This is a genomic window from Clostridium sp. TF06-15AC (genome assembly GCF_003481165.1).
In the GTDB taxonomy this organism is placed as follows: domain Bacteria; phylum Bacillota; class Clostridia; order Lachnospirales; family Lachnospiraceae; genus Otoolea; species Otoolea fessa.
Genome location: NZ_QUKS01000001.1, coordinates 217,269 through 236,306, shown reverse-complemented (window position 1 = coordinate 236,306; position 19,038 = coordinate 217,269). Strand labels below are relative to the sequence as shown.

General features: G+C 45.7%; 16 protein-coding genes. 9 read left to right on the top strand and 7 right to left on the bottom strand.

What is annotated here, in order from left to right:
* Positions 1–2 precede the first annotated feature (2 nt).
* From DXC57_RS01085 to DXC57_RS01070, 4 genes are read left to right on the top strand one after another with little or no spacing between them, the layout of a single operon-like run.
* Positions 3–3,707 carry a helicase-related protein gene (locus DXC57_RS01085; protein WP_118650775.1) on the top strand — a complete coding sequence of 1,235 codons (3,705 nt, stop codon included), beginning with the start codon at positions 3–5 and terminating at the stop codon, positions 3,705–3,707.
* Positions 3,697–6,048 carry a DUF1998 domain-containing protein gene (locus DXC57_RS01080; RefSeq protein ID WP_118650773.1) on the top strand — a complete coding sequence of 784 codons (2,352 nt, stop codon included), beginning with the start codon at positions 3,697–3,699 and terminating at the stop codon, positions 6,046–6,048. Before DXC57_RS01085 ends, DXC57_RS01080 begins: the two co-directional genes overlap by 11 nt.
* A gap of 1 nt (position 6,049) precedes the next feature.
* Positions 6,050–7,747: an ATP-binding domain-containing protein gene (locus tag DXC57_RS01075; protein WP_118650771.1), complete on the top strand. Its 1,698-nt coding sequence runs from the start codon at positions 6,050–6,052 to the stop codon at positions 7,745–7,747.
* A gap of 15 nt (positions 7,748–7,762) precedes the next feature.
* The gene (locus tag DXC57_RS01070) at positions 7,763–8,242 is read left to right on the top strand and encodes a very short patch repair endonuclease (RefSeq protein ID WP_118650769.1); all 480 of its coding nucleotides are present in this window, start codon (positions 7,763–7,765) and stop codon (positions 8,240–8,242) included.
* A gap of 43 nt (positions 8,243–8,285) precedes the next feature.
* On the opposite strand, the gene DXC57_RS15390 is transcribed toward DXC57_RS01070, so the two are convergent.
* From DXC57_RS15390 to DXC57_RS15605, 4 genes are read right to left on the bottom strand one after another with little or no spacing between them, the layout of a single operon-like run.
* Positions 8,286–8,444 carry a hypothetical protein gene (locus DXC57_RS15390; RefSeq protein WP_182457181.1) on the bottom strand — a complete coding sequence of 53 codons (159 nt, stop codon included), beginning with the start codon at positions 8,442–8,444 and terminating at the stop codon, positions 8,286–8,288.
* A gap of 28 nt (positions 8,445–8,472) precedes the next feature.
* Positions 8,473–9,375 (bottom strand): TlpA disulfide reductase family protein, encoded by a 903-nt coding sequence (locus DXC57_RS01065; RefSeq protein ID WP_118650767.1) that lies wholly within the window; start codon positions 9,373–9,375, stop codon positions 8,473–8,475.
* 41 nt (positions 9,376–9,416) lie between these two features.
* Positions 9,417–10,304, bottom strand: coding sequence for a 4Fe-4S binding protein (locus tag DXC57_RS01060; RefSeq protein WP_118650765.1), 888 nt, complete (start codon positions 10,302–10,304; stop codon positions 9,417–9,419).
* Entirely contained in the window at positions 10,297–10,440 is a 144-nt protein-coding gene (locus DXC57_RS15605; protein WP_009263530.1) for a CD1871A family CXXC motif-containing protein, read from the bottom strand. Before DXC57_RS15605 ends, DXC57_RS01060 begins: the two co-directional genes overlap by 8 nt.
* A 93-nt stretch (positions 10,441–10,533) precedes the next feature.
* On the opposite strand from DXC57_RS15605, the gene DXC57_RS01050 reads away from it, so the two are divergent.
* From DXC57_RS01050 to fliB, 4 genes are all read left to right on the top strand, one after another.
* On the top strand, positions 10,534–11,214 hold the full coding sequence (locus tag DXC57_RS01050) for a response regulator transcription factor (RefSeq protein WP_022024520.1): 681 nt from the start codon (positions 10,534–10,536) through the stop codon (positions 11,212–11,214).
* Between the two features lie 74 nt (positions 11,215–11,288).
* Positions 11,289–12,368, top strand: a complete 1,080-nt coding sequence (locus DXC57_RS01045; protein ID WP_347501638.1) for a HAMP domain-containing sensor histidine kinase — start codon at positions 11,289–11,291, stop codon at positions 12,366–12,368.
* Between the two features lie 372 nt (positions 12,369–12,740).
* A complete protein-coding gene (locus tag DXC57_RS01040; RefSeq protein WP_118650759.1) occupies positions 12,741–13,436 on the top strand; it encodes a TMEM165/GDT1 family protein in 696 nt (231 codons plus the stop codon).
* Positions 13,424–14,578: a flagellin lysine-N-methylase gene (gene fliB, locus DXC57_RS01035; RefSeq protein WP_118650757.1), complete on the top strand. Its 1,155-nt coding sequence runs from the start codon at positions 13,424–13,426 to the stop codon at positions 14,576–14,578. Before DXC57_RS01040 ends, fliB begins: the two co-directional genes overlap by 13 nt.
* Before the next feature lie 186 nt (positions 14,579–14,764).
* Here fliB and lexA read toward each other — a convergent pair whose 3' ends face one another.
* From lexA to DXC57_RS01020, 3 genes are all read right to left on the bottom strand, one after another.
* Positions 14,765–15,382 carry a transcriptional repressor LexA gene (lexA, locus tag DXC57_RS01030; RefSeq protein ID WP_022359416.1) on the bottom strand — a complete coding sequence of 206 codons (618 nt, stop codon included), beginning with the start codon at positions 15,380–15,382 and terminating at the stop codon, positions 14,765–14,767.
* 182 nt (positions 15,383–15,564) lie between these two features.
* Entirely contained in the window at positions 15,565–16,479 is a 915-nt protein-coding gene (locus DXC57_RS01025) for a hypothetical protein (RefSeq protein ID WP_118650755.1), read from the bottom strand.
* A gap of 540 nt (positions 16,480–17,019) precedes the next feature.
* Positions 17,020–18,003, bottom strand: a complete 984-nt coding sequence (locus DXC57_RS01020) for a LysR family transcriptional regulator (RefSeq protein ID WP_118650753.1) — start codon at positions 18,001–18,003, stop codon at positions 17,020–17,022.
* 313 nt (positions 18,004–18,316) lie between these two features.
* Between DXC57_RS01020 and DXC57_RS01015 the strand changes: the two genes are divergently transcribed.
* Positions 18,317–19,030, top strand: coding sequence for a DUF5058 family protein (locus DXC57_RS01015; protein WP_118650751.1), 714 nt, complete (start codon positions 18,317–18,319; stop codon positions 19,028–19,030).
* Positions 19,031–19,038 lie beyond the last annotated feature (8 nt).

Here is a 19,038-nt window from a genome sequence, read left to right as displayed (position 1 = left end):
ACATGGGAATTAAGTCTGAAATGATTAAGGCCAGGGACGAATTCATCGCCCTGGTAAAAGCGGAACTTCTCGGTCCCGGATCGGAAGTATCCGTCCCGGATGCGGAACATGAACTGATCACGACCGTTCCGGAAAAAAGGTATTCCATCGGAATTCTTTTTCCGAAGGAAAACAAAATGCAGGCGGACGGGAACGACGTGGACCGCGCCGTCTCGGAAGACGAAAAGAAAGACGTGGAACAGGCTGACACAGTTGACTTTGATGCGTCCGATTATATCGGAAAGGACATCACGGTAACGGAAAAGGATAAAAAAACAGAAGATGAGACCGATGATGACCCGGATTCGGAAGACAATCTGGACGAGGAAGTCAGTCTGGCGGCCCAGAACATGCCGTCCTCTTTCGGAATCACGTTTTTTGTCCGGGGAAATACCGACCGTGTCAGGATATCCTTAAAGTACGGCACGTACAGGGATGCCCGCATGGAAGACTGCCGGATTCCGTTTACACCCTCGAAACCGGGGGATTGGAGCGTCCCGGAAGAATTTGACTGTTACGTCAAGTATGACAGGGAAGAAAGAACATTGAGACTGACAGGCGGAATCAACCGGAAAGCGGTCCGTCAGCTGAAGGAACGTGACCTGCTGGGCACGGATGAGGATCAGCTTATTGACAATCTGTACAAACTTGCTGATCAGCTTCAGGGCGGTTATGTCAGGGAACCACGTGAACTGAATAATTACGAGATTGTCTTCGGTGAAGGGGATTACGTGAATGAATCGCACATTCCGGATCACGGTCTTGTGGAAATAACGGCTCTCAGGAGGAAGATGGAAAATGGAACCACGGTCCTGACAATTATGGTGGTCAATGCCAAAACGGAACGGCCGCAGAGCAGCAACTGCATTTTCCAACCGGAGCTTCGGGTGGATTCGGAAAATAATGGTTTTTCGTTTGTGCAGTATTCCGGAACCACAAATTTCGATCTTCTTGATGCAGAAGAACAATCCCTGGAACTCCAGTACAGAAACAAGCATGTATACGGAACCGGACTCGGAACGGCGGTCAACTGGAAAATCGATGATAGCGGAACGGGATTCATATGCAATGACTTTTTCCCGGAGTTTGAAGTTCCGTCCATGGATTTCGCACTTCCGGATGATTGCGGGGTCAACGGCCGGACACTGTCCATGAAATATCTTTCCGATCTGGACACCACGGAAAAGGGTGTGAAAATCCATGATCTGAAAACTCTGGTCGATGCATATTCCGCATGGATCGATGATCTGGTTGCTCGTTCGCATGCACTGGAACCGCGTTTTGCAAAGGCTGCGGACAGGAACCTGAAAAGCTGTCGGGAAGCGTGCGAACGCATGAGGAATGGAATCCGCATTCTTGAAAAAGACGACATGGCTTGGGATGCGTTTCAGCTTGCAAATCGTGCCATGTTCATGCAACGTGTTCAGCTTGCGGTCCAAAGAGAATATCCGGCATCGTATCCGGATGAAAAAGTCCTGTCGGATGTTTTGAGGAACATGGATTACAGAACGGCGGATGAAATCTTTTCAAAGGATCGGTATGCCTGGAGACCGTTCCAGCTTGCGTTCATGCTTCTGGACGTGGCCTCGGTGACTGATGACGACAGCGCCGACCGTTCCCTGGTGGATCTGATCTGGTTTCCGACCGGAGGCGGAAAAACGGAAGCATACCTGGGACTGACCGCAATGACCATTTTTTACCGGCGTTTCCGGTATCCCGGACTGGACGGAGGAACGACCGTCATCATGCGGTATACGCTCAGACTGCTTGCGGCGCAGCAGTTTACGAGAGCCTCGACGCTTATATGTGCCTGCGAACTGATCCGTAAGGACTGCGAATCAAGAAACCCCGTGTACGGGCATTACGCACTCGGAACGGTTCCTATCACCATAGGACTGTGGATCGGAGGGGAGCACACGCCGAACACTGATGACGGGGCAAAAAAGAATCTGGAAAAACTTCGCAAGGCAACCTCCTACAATCTGGAATATGCAAAGGACACGTACAATAAGTTTCAGGTCCTGAAATGTCCATGGTGCGGAACCCGCATGACACAGGAAAGGGACGGGGATAAAAAAATCCGCGGCGCTTTCGGCTACAAGATGCACGGAGGGAATCACTTTGCCCTTTATTGCACGAGGCAGGCATGCCCGTTCGGGAACCGGCTTCCAGTTCAGGTGGTGGACGAGGAACTGTACAACGAACCGCCGACGCTCCTTTTCGGAACGGTGGATAAATTCGCGATGCTTCCGTGGGAGAACCGGATCGGAAATTTCTTTGCGCTTAATTCCGGGAACCGGGCACCGGAGCTTATCATACAGGATGAGCTTCATCTGATTTCCGGCCCGCTCGGAACCATGGTCGGTCTGTACGAGAGCGCTGTGGATGCCCTTTGCCGCAGAAAAGGAAACGTGACGAAAATCGTGGCGTCAACGGCGACGATACGCCGGGCGGTGGAACAGTGCGCCGCTCTTTACGACCGGGATGTCAGCCAGTTCCCCCATCCGGCATTGGATGCGGAGGATTCCTTCTTCGCAAGGGAAAAGAAGATTGATTACGGTAAGGAAAATTTCGGAAGAAAATACGTGGGACTCATGCCATCGGGCAAGACCAAGGCAATGATGGAAATCCGCTCCATGGCCGCGATGCTGCAGAAAGCGAAAGATATGAATGCCAGTGACGAGGTAAAGGACAAACTGTGGACGCTCACCGCTTATTTCAACAGTCTGAAGGATCTTGGCAAGGCGGCCACCATGGTAGATGATGACGTCAAGGACTTCATGAAGCGAATGTGTTACCGTTTGAAATCAAACGCGGAAGTGAGAAAAATCGGAACCGCGGACGAACTGACCAGCCGTGTTTCCACCACCCAGCTGAACCAGACACTGGACAAACTGGAAAAGAATAAGTATTCAACGGAAAACATGAAGAACCACCTGCCGCCGTATCCGTGCAATGTCCTGCTGGCGACAAACATGATCTCCGTCGGAATCGACGTTGCGCGGCTGAACGTAATGCTTCTGGTGGGACAGCCGAAACTCACCAGTGAATACATCCAGGCATCCAGCCGTGTCGGACGTGAATATCCGGGTGTGGCGTTTGCCATGTATGACGGAGGAAAGAGCCGCGACAGATCTCATTATGAGCAGTTCAGGCCGTATCACGAATCCTTCTACCGTCACGTGGAACCGACGGGCGCCACCCCGTTTTCGGCACCTGCACGGAAAAGGGCACTTCATGCGGTCCTGATTGCCTACATAAGGCTTTCGGCGGGCGGGCTGTCCGGTGAAACCGATGCAATAAAGTTCCGCGTGGAAGACAATAAAAAGACAGTTGATAATATCGTCGGGTACATGGTAAAACGTTGTGTTGATGTCAACCGCCGCATCAATCCTCACATGAAGGACGACTCCGCTGACCTTAAAAGGGAAATGGAGGACATTCTGGAAAAATGGGACGATCTGGCGAGAGATGCGGAGGAGATTTTCTGCTATGGCAGAAAGTTCATGGTGAAAAATCCGGATGCTTCGGGAGAACGCCTGATGAAAGTGTTCGGAACCTTCCGGGAGGATCCGGCATTCGAAACCATGACATCCATGAGAAACGTTGACGTGATGGTGCCGGGCTCCATCATCGAGTGGAAGGAGGACGATCAGGATGACAGGTAAAAACATTGAAAAAATCAGACTGAACGCAACATCCCATGCGGTGCGTGCGTCCCAGGCGGTGCTGCAGTACGGTGTCGGTGCAATGGTTGATTTCCCTTCCCAGACACTCATGACGGCGGCACCGGAATACTGGAACGATCAGATCGTGCGCATTCACGATGAACGTCTGGAAAAATCACTCGGGGTACGGTATTTCGGAATGCCGGCAGGCGGCAAAAACCGGGACGGAATCGCGTATGCCAGGTTCCCGGAATGGTACTTCTGCCCGAAATGCCGCCGCTTCCAGCCCCTTTCGAAATGGATTGCCGAATTTGACAAAAAGGCGAAGGATCAGGAAAAAACAAACAACCGGAACATGAGCCGCAGGCTTTACTGTCCGAAGGATCGCGTTGAACTCGTCGTGGCAAGAATCGTGACGGTATGCGAGCGGGGACACATCAATGATTTTCCGTGGGTGAAATGGACGCACGCCAAGAGTTTCGGAGGTCAGAAACCGGTTTGCGCGAACCCGCAGCTTACGTTCACGACAAGCCCGGTCGCATCGGAAGGACTGGAAGGTCTCAGTCTGAAATGCACCACCTGCAATGCATCGGCCACGTTGAAGGATGCTTTCAATGACGGGATATTCGGACTGTTAGATGAGAAAACGGAAAACAGATATGATTTCACGTGCGAAGGAAGACATCCGTGGAAAAACCGGACGGATGCGTGCCCGTGCTATCCGAAGGTACTGCAGAGGGGAAGTTCTTCCGTGTATTTCCCGGTAACGGCAAGTTCCCTCGTCATTCCGCCGTTTTCGGATATCATCAACAGCCGCGTCGAAGACAGCGCCTTGTATGAAGAGTTCAGGAACACAATCAAGGCGGCCATGGACATGAAGAACAGCATGAACCTTCCGGAAGAACAGACGAGTGTTTTCATACAGAACAAGATTGATGAATATGCGGAAAAGATTGCGGATAACATCGGATGCAGAAGGGAACAGGTGCGCGAAATTCTTGGCAGGCGGATGTCTTCGGGCGAGGTGATCAATTACGATACGGGCAGCATCGAATACAGGACCGCGGAATTCGATGCCCTTTCCGGGCGAGCCTCCGTCACGGGAACGGACTACGATGATTTCAAGCGTGTCGGAACCGACATAAAAACATACGGCATTCCGTTTGTAAAAAGCATTTCCCTGATTGAAAAAATACGCGAAGTGCAGGTAATGCTCGGTTTTTCAAGAATCAGCCCTTTTTCCGCATCCATGATAGCGGACGGGGAGTCAAATTCCAAGTTTGTTTCCGTGAAAAAAGCGGAAGATGACTGGTATCCGGGCTACAACGTGTACGGTGAGGGTATTTTCATCGAATTTGACGAGGATGCAATCAACAGGTGGAGAAGCGGAAACGCAGCACTGGAAAAGCGCGTGAAAATGCTTCAGGAAAACTATGACAAATCATTCATCGGCAGCCAGCACAAACGGGATATTTCCGGGAAATTCCTGCTTCTTCATACCGTTTCGCATCTGCTGATTAAGCAATTGAGTTTTGAATGCGGATACAACGTGTCCTCACTGAAGGAAAGAATCTACTGCGGTGAAGCCGCGGACGGAAAGGAAATGGCCGGAATCCTGATTTACACGGCAAGCGGAGATTCGGAGGGCACCCTCGGCGGACTTGTGCGTCAGGGAAAATGCGACACGTTCCCGCACATATACAGAAAGGCAATCGAATCGGCAGTCATTTGTTCCAATGACCCGGTATGTTCCCTCAGCAACGGCCAGGGAAGGGATTCCCTGAACCTTGCGGCATGTTATTCCTGTTGCCTTCTCCCGGAAACCTGCTGTGAGGAATTCAATGTTTTCCTGGATCGCGGAGTGGTTGCCGGAACATACGGCAATAAGAGACTCGGTTTTTTCCATGAACAGTTATACGGAAATGACGGGTGGAAACATGTGACCGGAGTCCCGGAAGGGAAGACGGTGAAAAACGAACGGAAGGACGAATGCGTGTTCATCACCGCGGGAACGGACATGCGCGGGGAAAGCTGGAAAACGGTGGTTTCCGACATTGCACAGTTTTCGGAAACCGACGGAGAGCGGAATTTCGCCGAATGGCTTGAAAGCAGCGGCGTGCTTGCTGGGAAACGGATGCCGCTTCGGGATGTGAAATTCAGCGTGCCCGGGAACTCCGGTACCTGGGAATGTGATTATTACTGGCAGGATTCGGAAATCATGTATTTTGCTTCCGGTCAGGAAAAAGCCATGGAAACCGCGACAGCCAACGGCATGAAGTGCATTTACGGACCGGACGGGCCAGATGAAAACAATCAGGGTATAATCAGGGGGATGGAATGAGATGGCCGTAATGATTCCGGAAATACCGAACCCGTTTCAGACAGGAAGTCTTGAAGACGTGATGTTCGAGGCGTTAAGGAAACTGCTGGATTCCTGCATGGTTTTCCATTCCTTCCGACTTACGGAAGTGAAGGATGGGATTCTGAATGAAAGCGAGACGGATTTTATCATCTTCGACAGGGAGAAGGGAATCCTGTGCCTGGAAGCGAAAGCGGGGTCTGTTTCCTTTCGTGACGGCCGATGGATGTACGGAAACGGGGCACCGATGCGTTCGGGAGGTCCGTTCCGGCAGGCGTCGGCAAACAAATGGAAACTAATGGAACTGATCGGAAACAGCCGCCTCGGCTCTCTGACGGAAAAAATCAAATTCCTGCACGGGGTATGGTTTCCATCCCTTTCCGATGCCCGGATTGATGCGATTGACATGTCGCTGGAAGCGGACAGGGAAATTACGCTGGGCAGTGAAGCACTTGCCAATCCCACACCGTATATTGACCGCCTGTTTGCACTGGAGGTCCCTGCCGGTATAGTCACCGATGTTTCGGACGTGGATTTCCGTGCCCTGGTACGTGAGATTCTCTGCCCGGAATTTAACATATTTCCTCCGCCCGGATTTGACATTGACTTGAAACACGCCGTGTTCCACAGAATGTTGGGCGAACAGAGCGGAATTCTGAATTTCCTCACGGAGCAGAGAAGTGCGGTCATAAACGGCGCCGCCGGAACGGGGAAAACCATGATAGCTGTTGAAAAAGCCGTGCGTCATGCCGCGGACGGAGAAAGGGTTCTTTTCCTCTGCTACAATTCGGAACTGAAAAAGTTCCTTGCGCTTCATTATGAAAATCTGCTTATTGACTTCATGACCCTGGACGGATACGCGTGCAGGCTTTGCGGCGTTCCGGTTTCGGATTATGGGCGGGTGGAACGGAAATTGAAGGATTTTGCGGCATACGGCAGCTTCCCGTATGATCATGTCATCGTGGACGAGGGACAGGACTTCGGACGTGACTCGATGGAGAATGCGGGACTGCTTCAGTTGCTGCACGACGCCGTGATGGCCCGTCCGGATTCAAAATCATCCTTTTACGTGTTTTACGACAAACTCCAGACGGTGCAGTCCGATCAGGTTCCGTGGCTTATACGGAATGCGGAATGCCGTCTTGCCCTGCACAAAAACTGCAGGAACACGGAGAACATATGCAGGACCGCGTTGAGTCTTCTGCCGGAACACGGAAGGACAGAGGTTTTGCGCGGCATTGCGGGAAAAATCCCGTGCATCCATTTCAGCAGTAAGGAAACCTATTTGAAAGACATGGATACCGTGATTGACGGGTTGCACAGGGACGAAATCAATGACATCGTGATTCTGACCCTGTCAACGGAAACAGACAGCCTTGTGAATAAAGCCGCGAAGAACGGTTTTTACGGAGAGTGCAGATTCATGAGCTGCAGAAAATTCAAGGGACTTGAAGCGGACGCGGTCATTCTGGTTGATTTCACGGAACGGACCGTGACCGATGATGCCATGCTGTTTTATGTCGGAGCATCCAGGGCGCGCATCCGGCTGGAGATTATGACCGTCATGGACAATGAATCATGCCGAAATGCATTGGAACGGACGGAAGGAGCCTGTGCTGGGCGCAGACCCATGAGGGATCTGGCCTCCATGCTGAAATGCACGGCACTGGTGCATTATTAAGGAGAGTGAGCGGTCATGCCGAAGCCGGTAAGCGAGCGGAGAAGTGAAAACATGCGCCGGATCCATGCAAAAGACACAAAGATTGAACTTGTCCTGCGGAAGGTTTTGAGAGAGCACGGATACGGATACAGGAAAAACTGGGAGGAACTGCCCGGAAAACCGGACATTGTTCTGACGAAGTATAAAATTGTGATTTTCTGCGACAGCGAATTTTTTCACGGAAAAGACTGGGAGCTGCTGAAACCTCAGCTGGAGCGCGGAAACAACGGACCGTTCTGGGTAAAAAAGATTGCAAGAAACATGGAGCGGGATGATGAGGTGAACAAAGCGCTGCTGTTCCGTGGATGGACGGTCATTCGGTTTTGGGGTAAGGATATAATAAAAAAGCCGGATGAATGTCTGAAAGTGATAGAGGAAACGATATTTGATAATATGATGTCGGAAGGGAATTCCGCCGGAGATGACACGGAAGTGTTAGAAGAAAAAAATGTATAAAAATCAAAAGAGCGCAGGTGTATCTGCGCTCGATTTCTTGAAATTACTGTAAATCCTGTATGTAGCTCATGAGATCATCATACTGTGACGAAGACATTTCGCCATTATCATACAGTTCCTGAATGTGCTCCGCCAGAGCCTTGATGTCATAATCCTCCATGTCTCCATTCACAATATTTAATAACAAATCAGTTGAGTACATAGCTCCTCCTCATAGTGACAGTGCATTCTTATTTATTTGTGCTGTCTGCATCAATTACAGACTGAATCTGCTTCATAAGGGCATCATAGTTGTCTTTGTTATCAATTCCACCGAGCATTGGTTCGCCTACAATATTGCCATTTCTGTCAACAAGTATAGTTGTTGGAAAGGCCATGATTTCTAAGGCATATTTACCGGCAGCACTAGAGGAGTCAATTGACAGATTACGATATTTGACACCCTGGCTTTCAAGAACAGAGGCAGCCTCTTTGATAGCTGTTTTATTGCCATCGAAGGTCTCAATGTTGATGCCAACAACTTCTCCGCCCATTGATTTGATAGCATCATTTAATTCGTTAAGCGTGGATAATTCAGCGACACATGGTTTGCAGCCGGTAAACCAGAAATTGACGACTGTTACTGCATTACCGGAAAACAGGCTGTCATCAACCTTATTGCCATCAAAATCCTCACCGGAAAAATCACTGAATACAGATGAGGCTTTAGAGCTGTCCTTCTTGTTATCGTCTGATGATGTATTTTTGTTTTCAAGCTCTGCTATCTGTTCCTCGATTTTTCGTATGGTTTCCATATCCTCATTAAGTGTTTTAAGCTCATCGTCTGTGAATGAATTCTTGTTTGATTCTACGGTACCGGCAAGATAATCAGCATAATTTCCGTTTGGAGCGGCGTCACTTTTGTTCATCATGCCAAATGCCTTGTTCCACACATCAGCGTGATCTGCAAAAAGCTGATTTTCCTGCTGATATAAATCATCAAGCCTGGGATCTGATTTGCCGGATGCTTCTGAGCCGGCTTCAGTCTGAGTGTTCTTAGAATCTGTTGTGGAAGCCTGCTTTACGCCACATGCTGTAAGTGATAATGCTATGCAGAGTGTAAAAATAGAAATAAATGATAATTTGTTTTTCATGAGTAATTTCTCCTTTAAAATAATAGTAAAATGTTTAATAGCTATCTGTTGTCATTTTTTTGACATGATTTTCCCATAAACCGGTAGCAGATGGCGTCCTTCGGACAGGCCTTTATGCAGGCACCGCAGCGTATGCACTCGGGGTGATCCGGTGTCTTACACACATCCACATCCATCTTACATGCCTTTGAGCATTGACCGCATCCGACACATTTGCTGCTATCAACGGTGATTTTGAGCAGGCTGACCTTATTAAATAATGAGTAGATTGCTCCAAGCGGACAAATCCATTTACAGAAGGGCCTGTAAAATAAGATACTTAGTACAATCACTGCAATTAAAATCATACACTTGAAAGAAAAAAGCTTTCCCAGCGCAGAACGGATAGCAGCATTTCCAATAGATAACGGTATAGCACCCTCTAAAACACCCTGAGGACAGATATATTTGCAGAAGAACGGGTCTCCCATTCCTATAGAGTTCGTTACAAGCATCGGAAGAAGTATAACGAAAACAATAAGAATGACATATTTTAGGTACCTAAGAGGCTTTAGTTTGGCTGTGGATAATTTCTTTCCGGGGATTTTATGAAGTAAATCCTGAAACCATCCAAATGGGCACAAAAAACCACATATAAATCTGCCGAGAGTTACACCGAGTAAAATAAAAAATCCGGTTATGTAGTATGAAAACTTAAATTTTGATGATCCGACAACTGCCTGAAATGCCCCTATTGGACAGGCTCCTGTCGCGGCAGGGCAGGAGTAGCAGTTTAATCCGGGTACGCATACTGTTTTTGCATTGCCCTGATATATTTTACCCTTAAATAAATTTGGAATATGAATATTGGTCAGCAGCGTTGCTGCGGCCTGTATCCAGCCGCGTATTTTTGCCAGTTTTCTTGATCGTAATTTCTTTTCCTTATCCAATTCCGACACACTCCAGACATAGTTTTATTGCTTTACCAAGCACTGTAGCCGCCTCACCTCTGACTGCACCATAGCTTATCATGGATACACCAAGGATAAGCAGAATGATTTGACATGTTTTTTGGTATTTCAACATAATGTTGCTCCCTTTTGTTGTATTGTTGACCAGCTGACTTTGATATTATACAATATAGGTTGTAAAATTATTGTTAAGAAGCAGGAGAACATTTTGAGATTATTAATTGTTGAGGATGAGAAACAAATATGTGATATGGTTGCAAAGAGTCTGTATGCTGCCGGTTATGAGGTGGATACCTGTTATGATGGGAAAGAGGCTCTTGAATGTATACTGTCGGAGAATTATGATCTGATAGTTTTGGATTTGAATCTGCCGGGGATGGATGGCATGGAGCTTCTTAAGGAGCTTAGAAAATACAATGATGAAACTAAGGTTTTGATATTATCTGCAAGAGGTCAGATTGCTGATAAGGTAGAGGGACTGGATGCAGGAGCAAATGATTACATGGAAAAACCATTCCATCTGCAGGAGCTTGAGGCACGTATCAGAAGCCTGACAAGAAGGAAATTTGTACAGAATGATATATGTCTTAAATGCGGAGAAATAAAGTTTGATACGATTAAACGCGAGGCATATGCAAAGGAAGAGCCGGTTCCACTGACAAGAAAAGAGAATGGTATTTTGGAATATTTACTTATCAATATAGGCAGACCGGTGAGTCAGGAGGAACTGATAGAGCATGTGTGGGATGCCACGGCAGACAGCTTTAGCGGAGCAATCAGGGTACATATGTCTTCACTTAGAAAAAAGCTTAAGGCGAAGCTGGGATATGATCCCATTCAGAACAAGGTAGGTGAAGGCTATAAAATACGGGAGGAGTCTGACAGATGAAAAGAATGTCGCTACAGTGGAGACTTACGTGCATTACTACATTGTGTATTGCTATTATATGTGGCTGCCTGACTATGTTTGTCTATAAAAATGGTGTGCATTACATCGATGCTCTGCAGGATGCGGTAGAGTCACAGGGGGATGAAAAAGGAAACAAATCAGATGAAATATATATCAGCATACCGGACGATAAGTGGGATGAGTTTGCGGATGAATTTTCGGTTCAGGTGTACAATAATAAGACCGACTATAAAAGAAACAGTCTGATAATCACGGTTTTGCTGGCGCTTTTGGGAGGTGTCGTCACTTATTTTATAAGCGGGCATGCACTCAGACCAATCAGGGTGTTTTCAGATAAAATTGAAGAGGTACAGGCTCAGAATCTGTCTGATTCAAGAATAGAGGAAAACAATGTTAAGGAACTGAACCAGCTGGGTATTTCTTATAATAAGATGCTTGAGCGTCTGTCGGAAGCATTTGAGATACAGAGACAGTTTACTGCAAATGCAGCACATGAGCTTCGTACTCCATTAGCGTTAATGCAGGTACAGCTTGATTTATATAATTCTGCCTCTCACCCTGGAAATGATGCAGACACTTTGCAGACCATAAAAATGGTTACGGAACAAACTGATAAATTAAACAGGATGGTAAAGACTCTTCTTGACATGAGTGAGCTTCAGACGGTGGGAAGGGATGATAAAATTATATTGGATGCTATTGTTGAAGAGGTTTTGGCAGACCTTGAGCCTCTTGCCGTGGAAAAGAATATAAAGCTGATTGGAAAATGTGAGGATGCCACTATGATAGGCAGTGATATCCTTATTTACAGGCTTGTATACAATCTGGTTGAGAATGCCATCAAATATAATCATCCGCTCGGACAGGTTACAGTAACCGCATATCAGAGAAACAAGCATGTTTATCTGTCTGTAGAAGATACGGGAAGCGGAATACCAAAGGAGCTTAGGGAGAGAGTGTTCGAGCCATTCTTCCGTGTGGATAAATCCAGAAGCCGGGAGCTGGGTGGCGTAGGGCTAGGTCTTGCTTTTGTCCGTGAAATCGTTAGAGTACATGATGGCAGTATTTGTATCAAATCAGGCAAGACTGGGGGAACGATTTTCGAGGTGACATTTGCACAGCATTCAATGTAGCGTTCCATTTTACACATTTGTCATCGCTTATGAGATCATAACCCGAATGAGACAATCGTAGGTAAAAGCATTAAATTCCGTTGACAACACATTCTTTATTTGATACTATTTATCAAGTAAATTCAATATTCCATGAGGGAGTAGTTAGCGCGAAAGTGTGGTTTGTCAACATTCTGATTATAGCAACTGTATAATCTGGCAAATCTTAAATAATGAGACTCATGTATATCGATGGACAGTTTTTGTATCATGCATAGCTGTCAGTTGATATACATGAGTTTTTCTTTTGTGCATTGATGCAAAAAAGGGAGGACATCATAATCGACAGTGAGCGGTGAGGGAACATGCATTACATCTAGGAGGAAATGAAAAATGATGCTGTTTTTTAAAGTGTTTTTTACAGAATTTATCGCAGAGATGGGTGATAAAACCCAGCTTATGCTGATTGCTCTCACTTCAAAATATAAGTTGAGAGATATTATACTAGGAACTGCGGCGGCGATTCTTGTTCTGAATGGTCTTGCGGTTCTGGCGGGCGGACTTGTCAGTGAATTTATTCCTGACTGGCTTATTAAGATGATTGCAGCACTTGCATTTCTGTATTTCGCCGCATCGACTCTTGCCGGTGATGATGACGAAGAAGAGGAGGAGGGCGGTAAATCAAAGATTCAGTTCGCACCCTTAGCTGTTTTTTGTACATTTTTTGTGGCAGAACTGGGAGATAAGACTCAGCTTACAGCCATCACGTTCGGAGCCAATGAAGGCATGAAATCATCCTTTGTTGTATGGATTGGATGCTCTCTGGGACTTTTTGCAGCGGATATTCTCGGAATGCTGGTTGGATATCTTTTAAAGAGCAAAACTCCCGATGGGCTGCTGAATACACTGGCATTTGTTATTTTTTCCATATTTGGTGCTTTCACACTTTATCAGGGACTGAACATGATGAACGCAAGAGTCTGTCCGATTCCGGTATGGTCGGTATGGATTGCTGCGGCTGTTATTTTTACTGCCTTATGTGCCTGGATCTATATAAAAAGAAAGAAGGAAAATAAATGCGATATTTAAAACCACATTATTATGATAAATTTGTCTGTACAGCAGGAGATTGTCCAGATAGCTGCTGTGCCGGATGGCAGATCATGATTGATGAAACCTCTCTGGAGCGATATGGAAATGAAAAGAGCGAGTTCGGAACGCGATTACGCAATTCTATTGACTGGGATGAAGAATGTTTTTACCAGAACAATCGGCGCTGTGCATTTTTAAATGAAGAAAATCTCTGCGATCTTTATAAAGCACTGGGACCAGATTCTCTTTGTGATACCTGCCGGATGTACCCGAGACATACGGAAGAATACGAGGGACTTCGGGAATTATCTCTTTCCCTGTCCTGTCCGGAGGCGGCTAGAATCATTCTTTCCTGTAAAGAACCGGTCCGTTTTCTGGAAGAAGAGGACGATTTGGAGGACGATTTTGAAGAATTCGATTTTATGATGTTTTCCCAGTTGGAAGATACAAGAGATGTTCTGTTTTCGATTTTACAGGATCGATCCCTTCCTCTGACACTCCGAATGTCGGCATCCGAACAGCTGACAGAACAATATCAGATCCGGGTGGAAGAGCAGAAGGAATATGAAATTGATGAACTTCTGCGAAACTGTGAAGCTCATCATCAGAGAAAAAAACTCCAGGAATTTGTATCAGAAAGTCTTGCTGAAAAAGGCATTGATGCAGCATCTCTCCATCAGTGGGCACGCCAGATAGAAGAATTGCAGGTACTACGCGGTCTGGAACGCCTGCGTCCGGAATGGGATGATGTGCTGGATGGTGCTGAAAAGTGGCTGTATCAGGGAAGTGAGGAAACCTATCATAAAATTTGCGAAGAATTTCATAAGGCATATGGAAGCTTAGGAAGTCACAAAGAAGAATGGGAAAATCTGGGCGAGCAGCTTTTAATGTTTTTTGTCTATACCTATTTTTGCGGGGCTGTCTACGACGATATGGTCTGTTCCAAGATGGAACTGGCATTGTTCTCTGTTCGCTGGATACAGGAATTTCTGATGGTCCGATGGCTGGAAAATGGAAAGAAACTTTCCATGAAGGATGTGGAAGAAATCTCCTGGAGATATGCCCGGGAAGTAGAACATTCCGATGATAACTTAAATGCACTGGAAGACTGGCTTTTTGAGCGGTATGCACCGGTTTAATCACCGAAAGAAGCATATTGCAAAAATGAATCATACGAACAAAAAAGCTCTATTCTATAAAATTGAGCGTACCGTATCTCCGGACGTCAACGAATAGCATAGAGCTTTTGAGTTAATTTTTGCCGCATAATGCTTCTGTCATTTTCATGGTAATAAGCAAAAGGTAAGCGTCAGTAAACCAAGAGGTTACCGCATAAGGCGCAGCAGACCGATTACTTTGCCAAGAATCTGTACTTTATCCACAATAATTGGATCCATGGTTGCATTCTCTGGCTGGAGACGATAGTGACCGTTCTCCTTGAAGAAACGCTTAACGGTAGCTGAATCATCAATGAGTGCAACCACGATCTCGCCATTCTCTGCGACACTGGTCTGTTCCACGATAACACGATCTCCGTCATAGATGCCCACATCGATCATACTATTGCCGCGGACCTTCAGCATAAAAGTTTCGCTGTTCGGAAGCAGTTCTGCCGGAATCGGGAAATAGTTCTCCACATTCTCATCAGCCAGAATCGGCGCACCGGCTGCTACAGTACCGATAAGTGGTACATTCACCAGTTCACGGCGGGACAGGTTAAAGGTGTCATCAACGATCTCGATGGCTCTCGGTTTCGTCGGATCCCGGTGAATATATCCGTTCTTCTCAAGCTGTTCCAGATGAGAGTGGACAGAAGAGGTAGACTTAAGCTGTACCTTTTCACAAATTTCACGTACCGTCGGCGGATAACCTTTCTTTAAAATGCACGCTTTAATAAATTCCAAGATCTCTTTCTGTTTATCTGTAATACGTCCCTGTGCCATATAGATTCCTCCTGTCGATGAAGTATATAAAATGTTTTTAATATCAGATATACAGTGATTCTGGCAGGATACAAGTCGAACGCCCACCTGATGGGACCAGCAGCTGAATCACTGAAAGGTTTGGCCTATAGTAAGCCCTTATTATATTATATATAGTAACATATGTTCGGGCAAAATGCAAACTATTGTTCGTCTTTATCAATGTTTTCTTTTTTAAGCTGTTCTCTTGCCTGCTCAAGCAGCACTTCCAGACGGGCATTTTCTTTGTCTGCCTGACGAAGGAGTTCCTGCATTTCCCGTTCTTTTTTGAATAGTGCGCGCTCCATCGTAAGCTCCGCCTGGGCTTTGCATTGCTGAATACCCATATCAGCATCCGCTTTTTGTTTTGATAATTCCTGGGTAAGTTCTGTGAGTTTCTGCTGTAGTTCTTTATTTTCAGTTTCAAGTGCCAGAATCCGCTCGGATGCATGCTGATAGGACTCTGACTTTATCTCCTGTTCCTTCTGAGAGTGAGAGAGAGCAAGTACAGTATCATGAAGCTCCTGTTTGCATTGCAAAAGCTCATTCTTAAGCATTTCTTCTGATTCTTTTGAATGTTCATTTTTCTTCAGCTGATTTTGTGCCTCTTCTAGTTTCTCCTTCAGCATCTGGTTGATCTGTTCCTGGTCAGCAGCACCTTTTCTGAGCGATTCTAGCTGTTCGGTGAGTGTCTGTTCCTGCTTGGTCAGCAAAGCGGACTCCGCATCCATTTTTTTCTTTTCTGCTTGAAGTTGTTCCACTTTTTTCTGTAACTCTGTGAGGCGCAGTTCTTTTCTCTGAAGTTCAGAAGAGAACTCCTCCCGTGCTCTGGCTTCTGCATTCTGGTTCAATTCCAAGCTATACAGATATGCGGAGGTGATGGACTTAACCATGGTTTCAAACTCCTCAATCTCGACACTTCTCCCCGGTATTGAGGATTTGGCTTGATTTAACTCAAACACCTGCATCACATGATCAAAGCCCTGGGCCTGGTTCATTCCTTTTTGTTCGCAAAATGCACGGAAAGCATCCGCTGTATCGGAATCGATTCGAAAGTTTGCCTGTTTAATTTCTCCCATATTCTATATTCTCCAATCTATTTTTTGTAACTGTTTATTTAATTCTTGCTGCGAGATGGTAACTGTTCATACTCATGTAGACAGTTACGCGATATAATACGCTGCTTATCAAACTGATTTCAAAGAAGTGCTTTGCAAAGATCATGCGCCAAGTCTTATAACGTTCGATTTAAACTGAAATTTCAAATTGCGTCATACTTTATTTTATGTATATAGATTATCATGAAACCACAAGGGCGTCAATCTGATTCTGTGGTATGTTATATATGTGTTATACATGATTATTGTTATACATAGATTATGATTTCAGTAGCAAAAATAGGAATGAAACTATCAACTATTCGTGAAAGGATGCTTTCGCGAATAGTTGATGCATAATTTGACGTAATTCCGCACAAAATAGAGAAGTGGTTCTTGTGCAAAAATCACATATTATTCAAGTTGTTCAAGAATATTATGGTATACATATTTCGAAATATATGGCATCTTGCATTTGGTATAAGATTGTTAAATGCAAAGTTGTATTCCGGTAATTTGATTTTATTCCTTTAGCTCCAGTTTCTCTTTGTAGCCGGATTCCGGTCCGTAGTATTGCTCCAGAAAAGTTATATACGCCTTGGCTGCTTTTGGGAGAGAAGAACTTTTCTGGTGGATATAAGCAGCTACAAAATCACCACAGCGGTCCGCTTCCGGTTTCATCCAGTCAGGAAGAGGGAAAGAGACGATGTTGTAGTTTTCTTCCTGCTCCCGTACCGGTATCATGCCGATACCGATATAATCAGAACGCTGAATCAGGTTATGAAGGGAGGCTCGGCTGTTGACATAGATTACCTGAGGAACCAGGTTCCAGTTGATAAGCTGAAGAGTCTCATCATTATAAAGGCTTTCTACCGCACGATTCCGCGTGTTTTCACTTGGATAAAGTACAAAATTATATTGATACAGTTTTTCCGGAGTCAGATTTTCCCTTTCATTTAAGATCGGGTGGCCGACCCGGCAGAAAAACTGGGTAGGAGAGCGGAAGAGTGGGTGAAATTCGAGATGACGAAGCATCAGGCGATCCTGAATCTCCGCTTCCTTATGGGCCGGATACATGATAAAACCAACATCAGCCCGGTTTGTATAAATATCCTCGATTACCTCTAAGCTGGTCATCTCACGATAAAAGAAACGGAAGGATGTATCTGACAAAGAATTTACCATACGGATAAAAGCATCATTAGCATGGGAACAGCTGGAAGAGGAGATACGCAGGCGATAGGAGTCAGAATATTCCTGAAAAGTAAGCTTGAAATGATTCGCATGTTCGATTAAGTCCCGACTCATATCAAGGAAGAGACGCCCTGATTCCGTCGGCACGATGCCGCTCTTGCCTCTGGTAAAAATAGTAAGTCCGTATTCCTTTTCGGTCTCACGAAGAATTTTACTAAGGTAAGGCTGGGTTACAAAGAGACGTTTCGCAGCCGCTGAAATAGAGCCGCAGTTGGAGATTTCGATGAGATATTCAATATTTTGTAAGTTCATATCTTTCTTCGGTTCCTTTCAATTCATGATGTAGGAATATAGGATATTTTCCCTATGATGTCATAACAAAACGGATATGGTTAAGCCAGAATTTATAGCATCCATAATCTTTTCGTTATAACGTGATGATAACTGTTTATTTGTCAAATCCCTTGCTATCGTTTAACATAGTCTATATCAAAACATCGGATATGTCAAACCAAAGAGGCATGGATCTGTGGTAACTATTCACAAATAGGAATTTTCTGAACTGAAAAGTGTGGCTAGCTTACCCACGTAGACATTCCGGGCTATATATAAGGAGGAATATTTAATGAGTACGCATCTGCAGTTAGCAAACAGTACAACGATGGCGGTTCTTTGCGGAATTACGATTCTGATCGTTCTTCTTCAGCCGATCATTTTCATGATTGTTGCATTTAGAAGGGGAAAAGAACTGAACATGACAACCACCGAGATGAAAGAGGCAGCGCGAAGCAGTGCTATTTTCTCCATCATCCCATCGTTACCGATTATCGTAAGTTATCTGCTTTTAGTACCGGCTCTTGGCCGTTACTTCCCATGGCTTCGTCTGAGCGTCGTTGGTTCTGCTGCTTATGAGACCATGGTGGCAAACATGGCAGCCGAGGCACTTGGCCTTGAATCCATCACGGTTCCGAACATTCCGGCGGACATTTTCATTTTTATCCTGTTCGTAGTTACCATCGGTATTCTTGGAGGAAACATTTTCAACGTTTTCTTCCTGAAAGCATATGATAAAAAGATTGAGTCTATCAAAAACAGCAACGCATCCCTTGTTCCGATCATCACAACCGCTATGTTCCTGGCTCTGTACGGAACCATGGCAGCACCACATTTTACGAACACTGCAAACATTCCGGCAATTGCAGCTATTCTGGTAGCTGGTTTTACCTCTATTTTCGTAAACAAATTTGCCGGACAGCATAAAAAGCTGAAAGAATTTGCTTTCCCGCTCAGCATGATCGTAGGTATGCTTGGTGCCTGTGTTGCGAATTTACTTATCTAGGAGGAGAA

Bases quoted from the DNA above. Each gene is read 5' to 3' on its own strand.
- DXC57_RS15390 (WP_182457181.1), bottom strand. From the start codon at position 8,444: ATGTACTCAACTGATTTGTTATTAAATATTGTGAATGGAGACATGGAG.
- DXC57_RS01085 (WP_118650775.1), top strand. From the start codon at position 3: ATGGGAATTAAGTCTGAAATGATTAAGGCCAGGGACGAATTCATCGCC.
- DXC57_RS01015 (WP_118650751.1), top strand. From the start codon at position 18,317: ATGAGTACGCATCTGCAGTTAGCAAACAGTACAACGATGGCGGTTCTT.
- DXC57_RS01065 (WP_118650767.1), bottom strand. From the start codon at position 9,375: ATGAAAAACAAATTATCATTTATTTCTATTTTTACACTCTGCATAGCA.
- DXC57_RS01080 (WP_118650773.1), top strand. From the start codon at position 3,697: ATGACAGGTAAAAACATTGAAAAAATCAGACTGAACGCAACATCCCAT.
- DXC57_RS01045 (WP_347501638.1), top strand. From the start codon at position 11,289: ATGTTTGTCTATAAAAATGGTGTGCATTACATCGATGCTCTGCAGGAT.
- lexA (WP_022359416.1), bottom strand. From the start codon at position 15,382: ATGGCACAGGGACGTATTACAGATAAACAGAAAGAGATCTTGGAATTT.
- DXC57_RS01025 (WP_118650755.1), bottom strand. From the start codon at position 16,479: ATGGGAGAAATTAAACAGGCAAACTTTCGAATCGATTCCGATACAGCG.
- DXC57_RS01020 (WP_118650753.1), bottom strand. From the start codon at position 18,003: ATGAACTTACAAAATATTGAATATCTCATCGAAATCTCCAACTGCGGC.
- DXC57_RS01040 (WP_118650759.1), top strand. From the start codon at position 12,741: ATGATGCTGTTTTTTAAAGTGTTTTTTACAGAATTTATCGCAGAGATG.
- DXC57_RS01070 (WP_118650769.1), top strand. From the start codon at position 7,763: ATGCCGAAGCCGGTAAGCGAGCGGAGAAGTGAAAACATGCGCCGGATC.
- DXC57_RS15605 (WP_009263530.1), bottom strand. From the start codon at position 10,440: ATGTTGAAATACCAAAAAACATGTCAAATCATTCTGCTTATCCTTGGT.
- DXC57_RS01075 (WP_118650771.1), top strand. From the start codon at position 6,050: ATGGCCGTAATGATTCCGGAAATACCGAACCCGTTTCAGACAGGAAGT.
- fliB (WP_118650757.1), top strand. From the start codon at position 13,424: ATGCGATATTTAAAACCACATTATTATGATAAATTTGTCTGTACAGCA.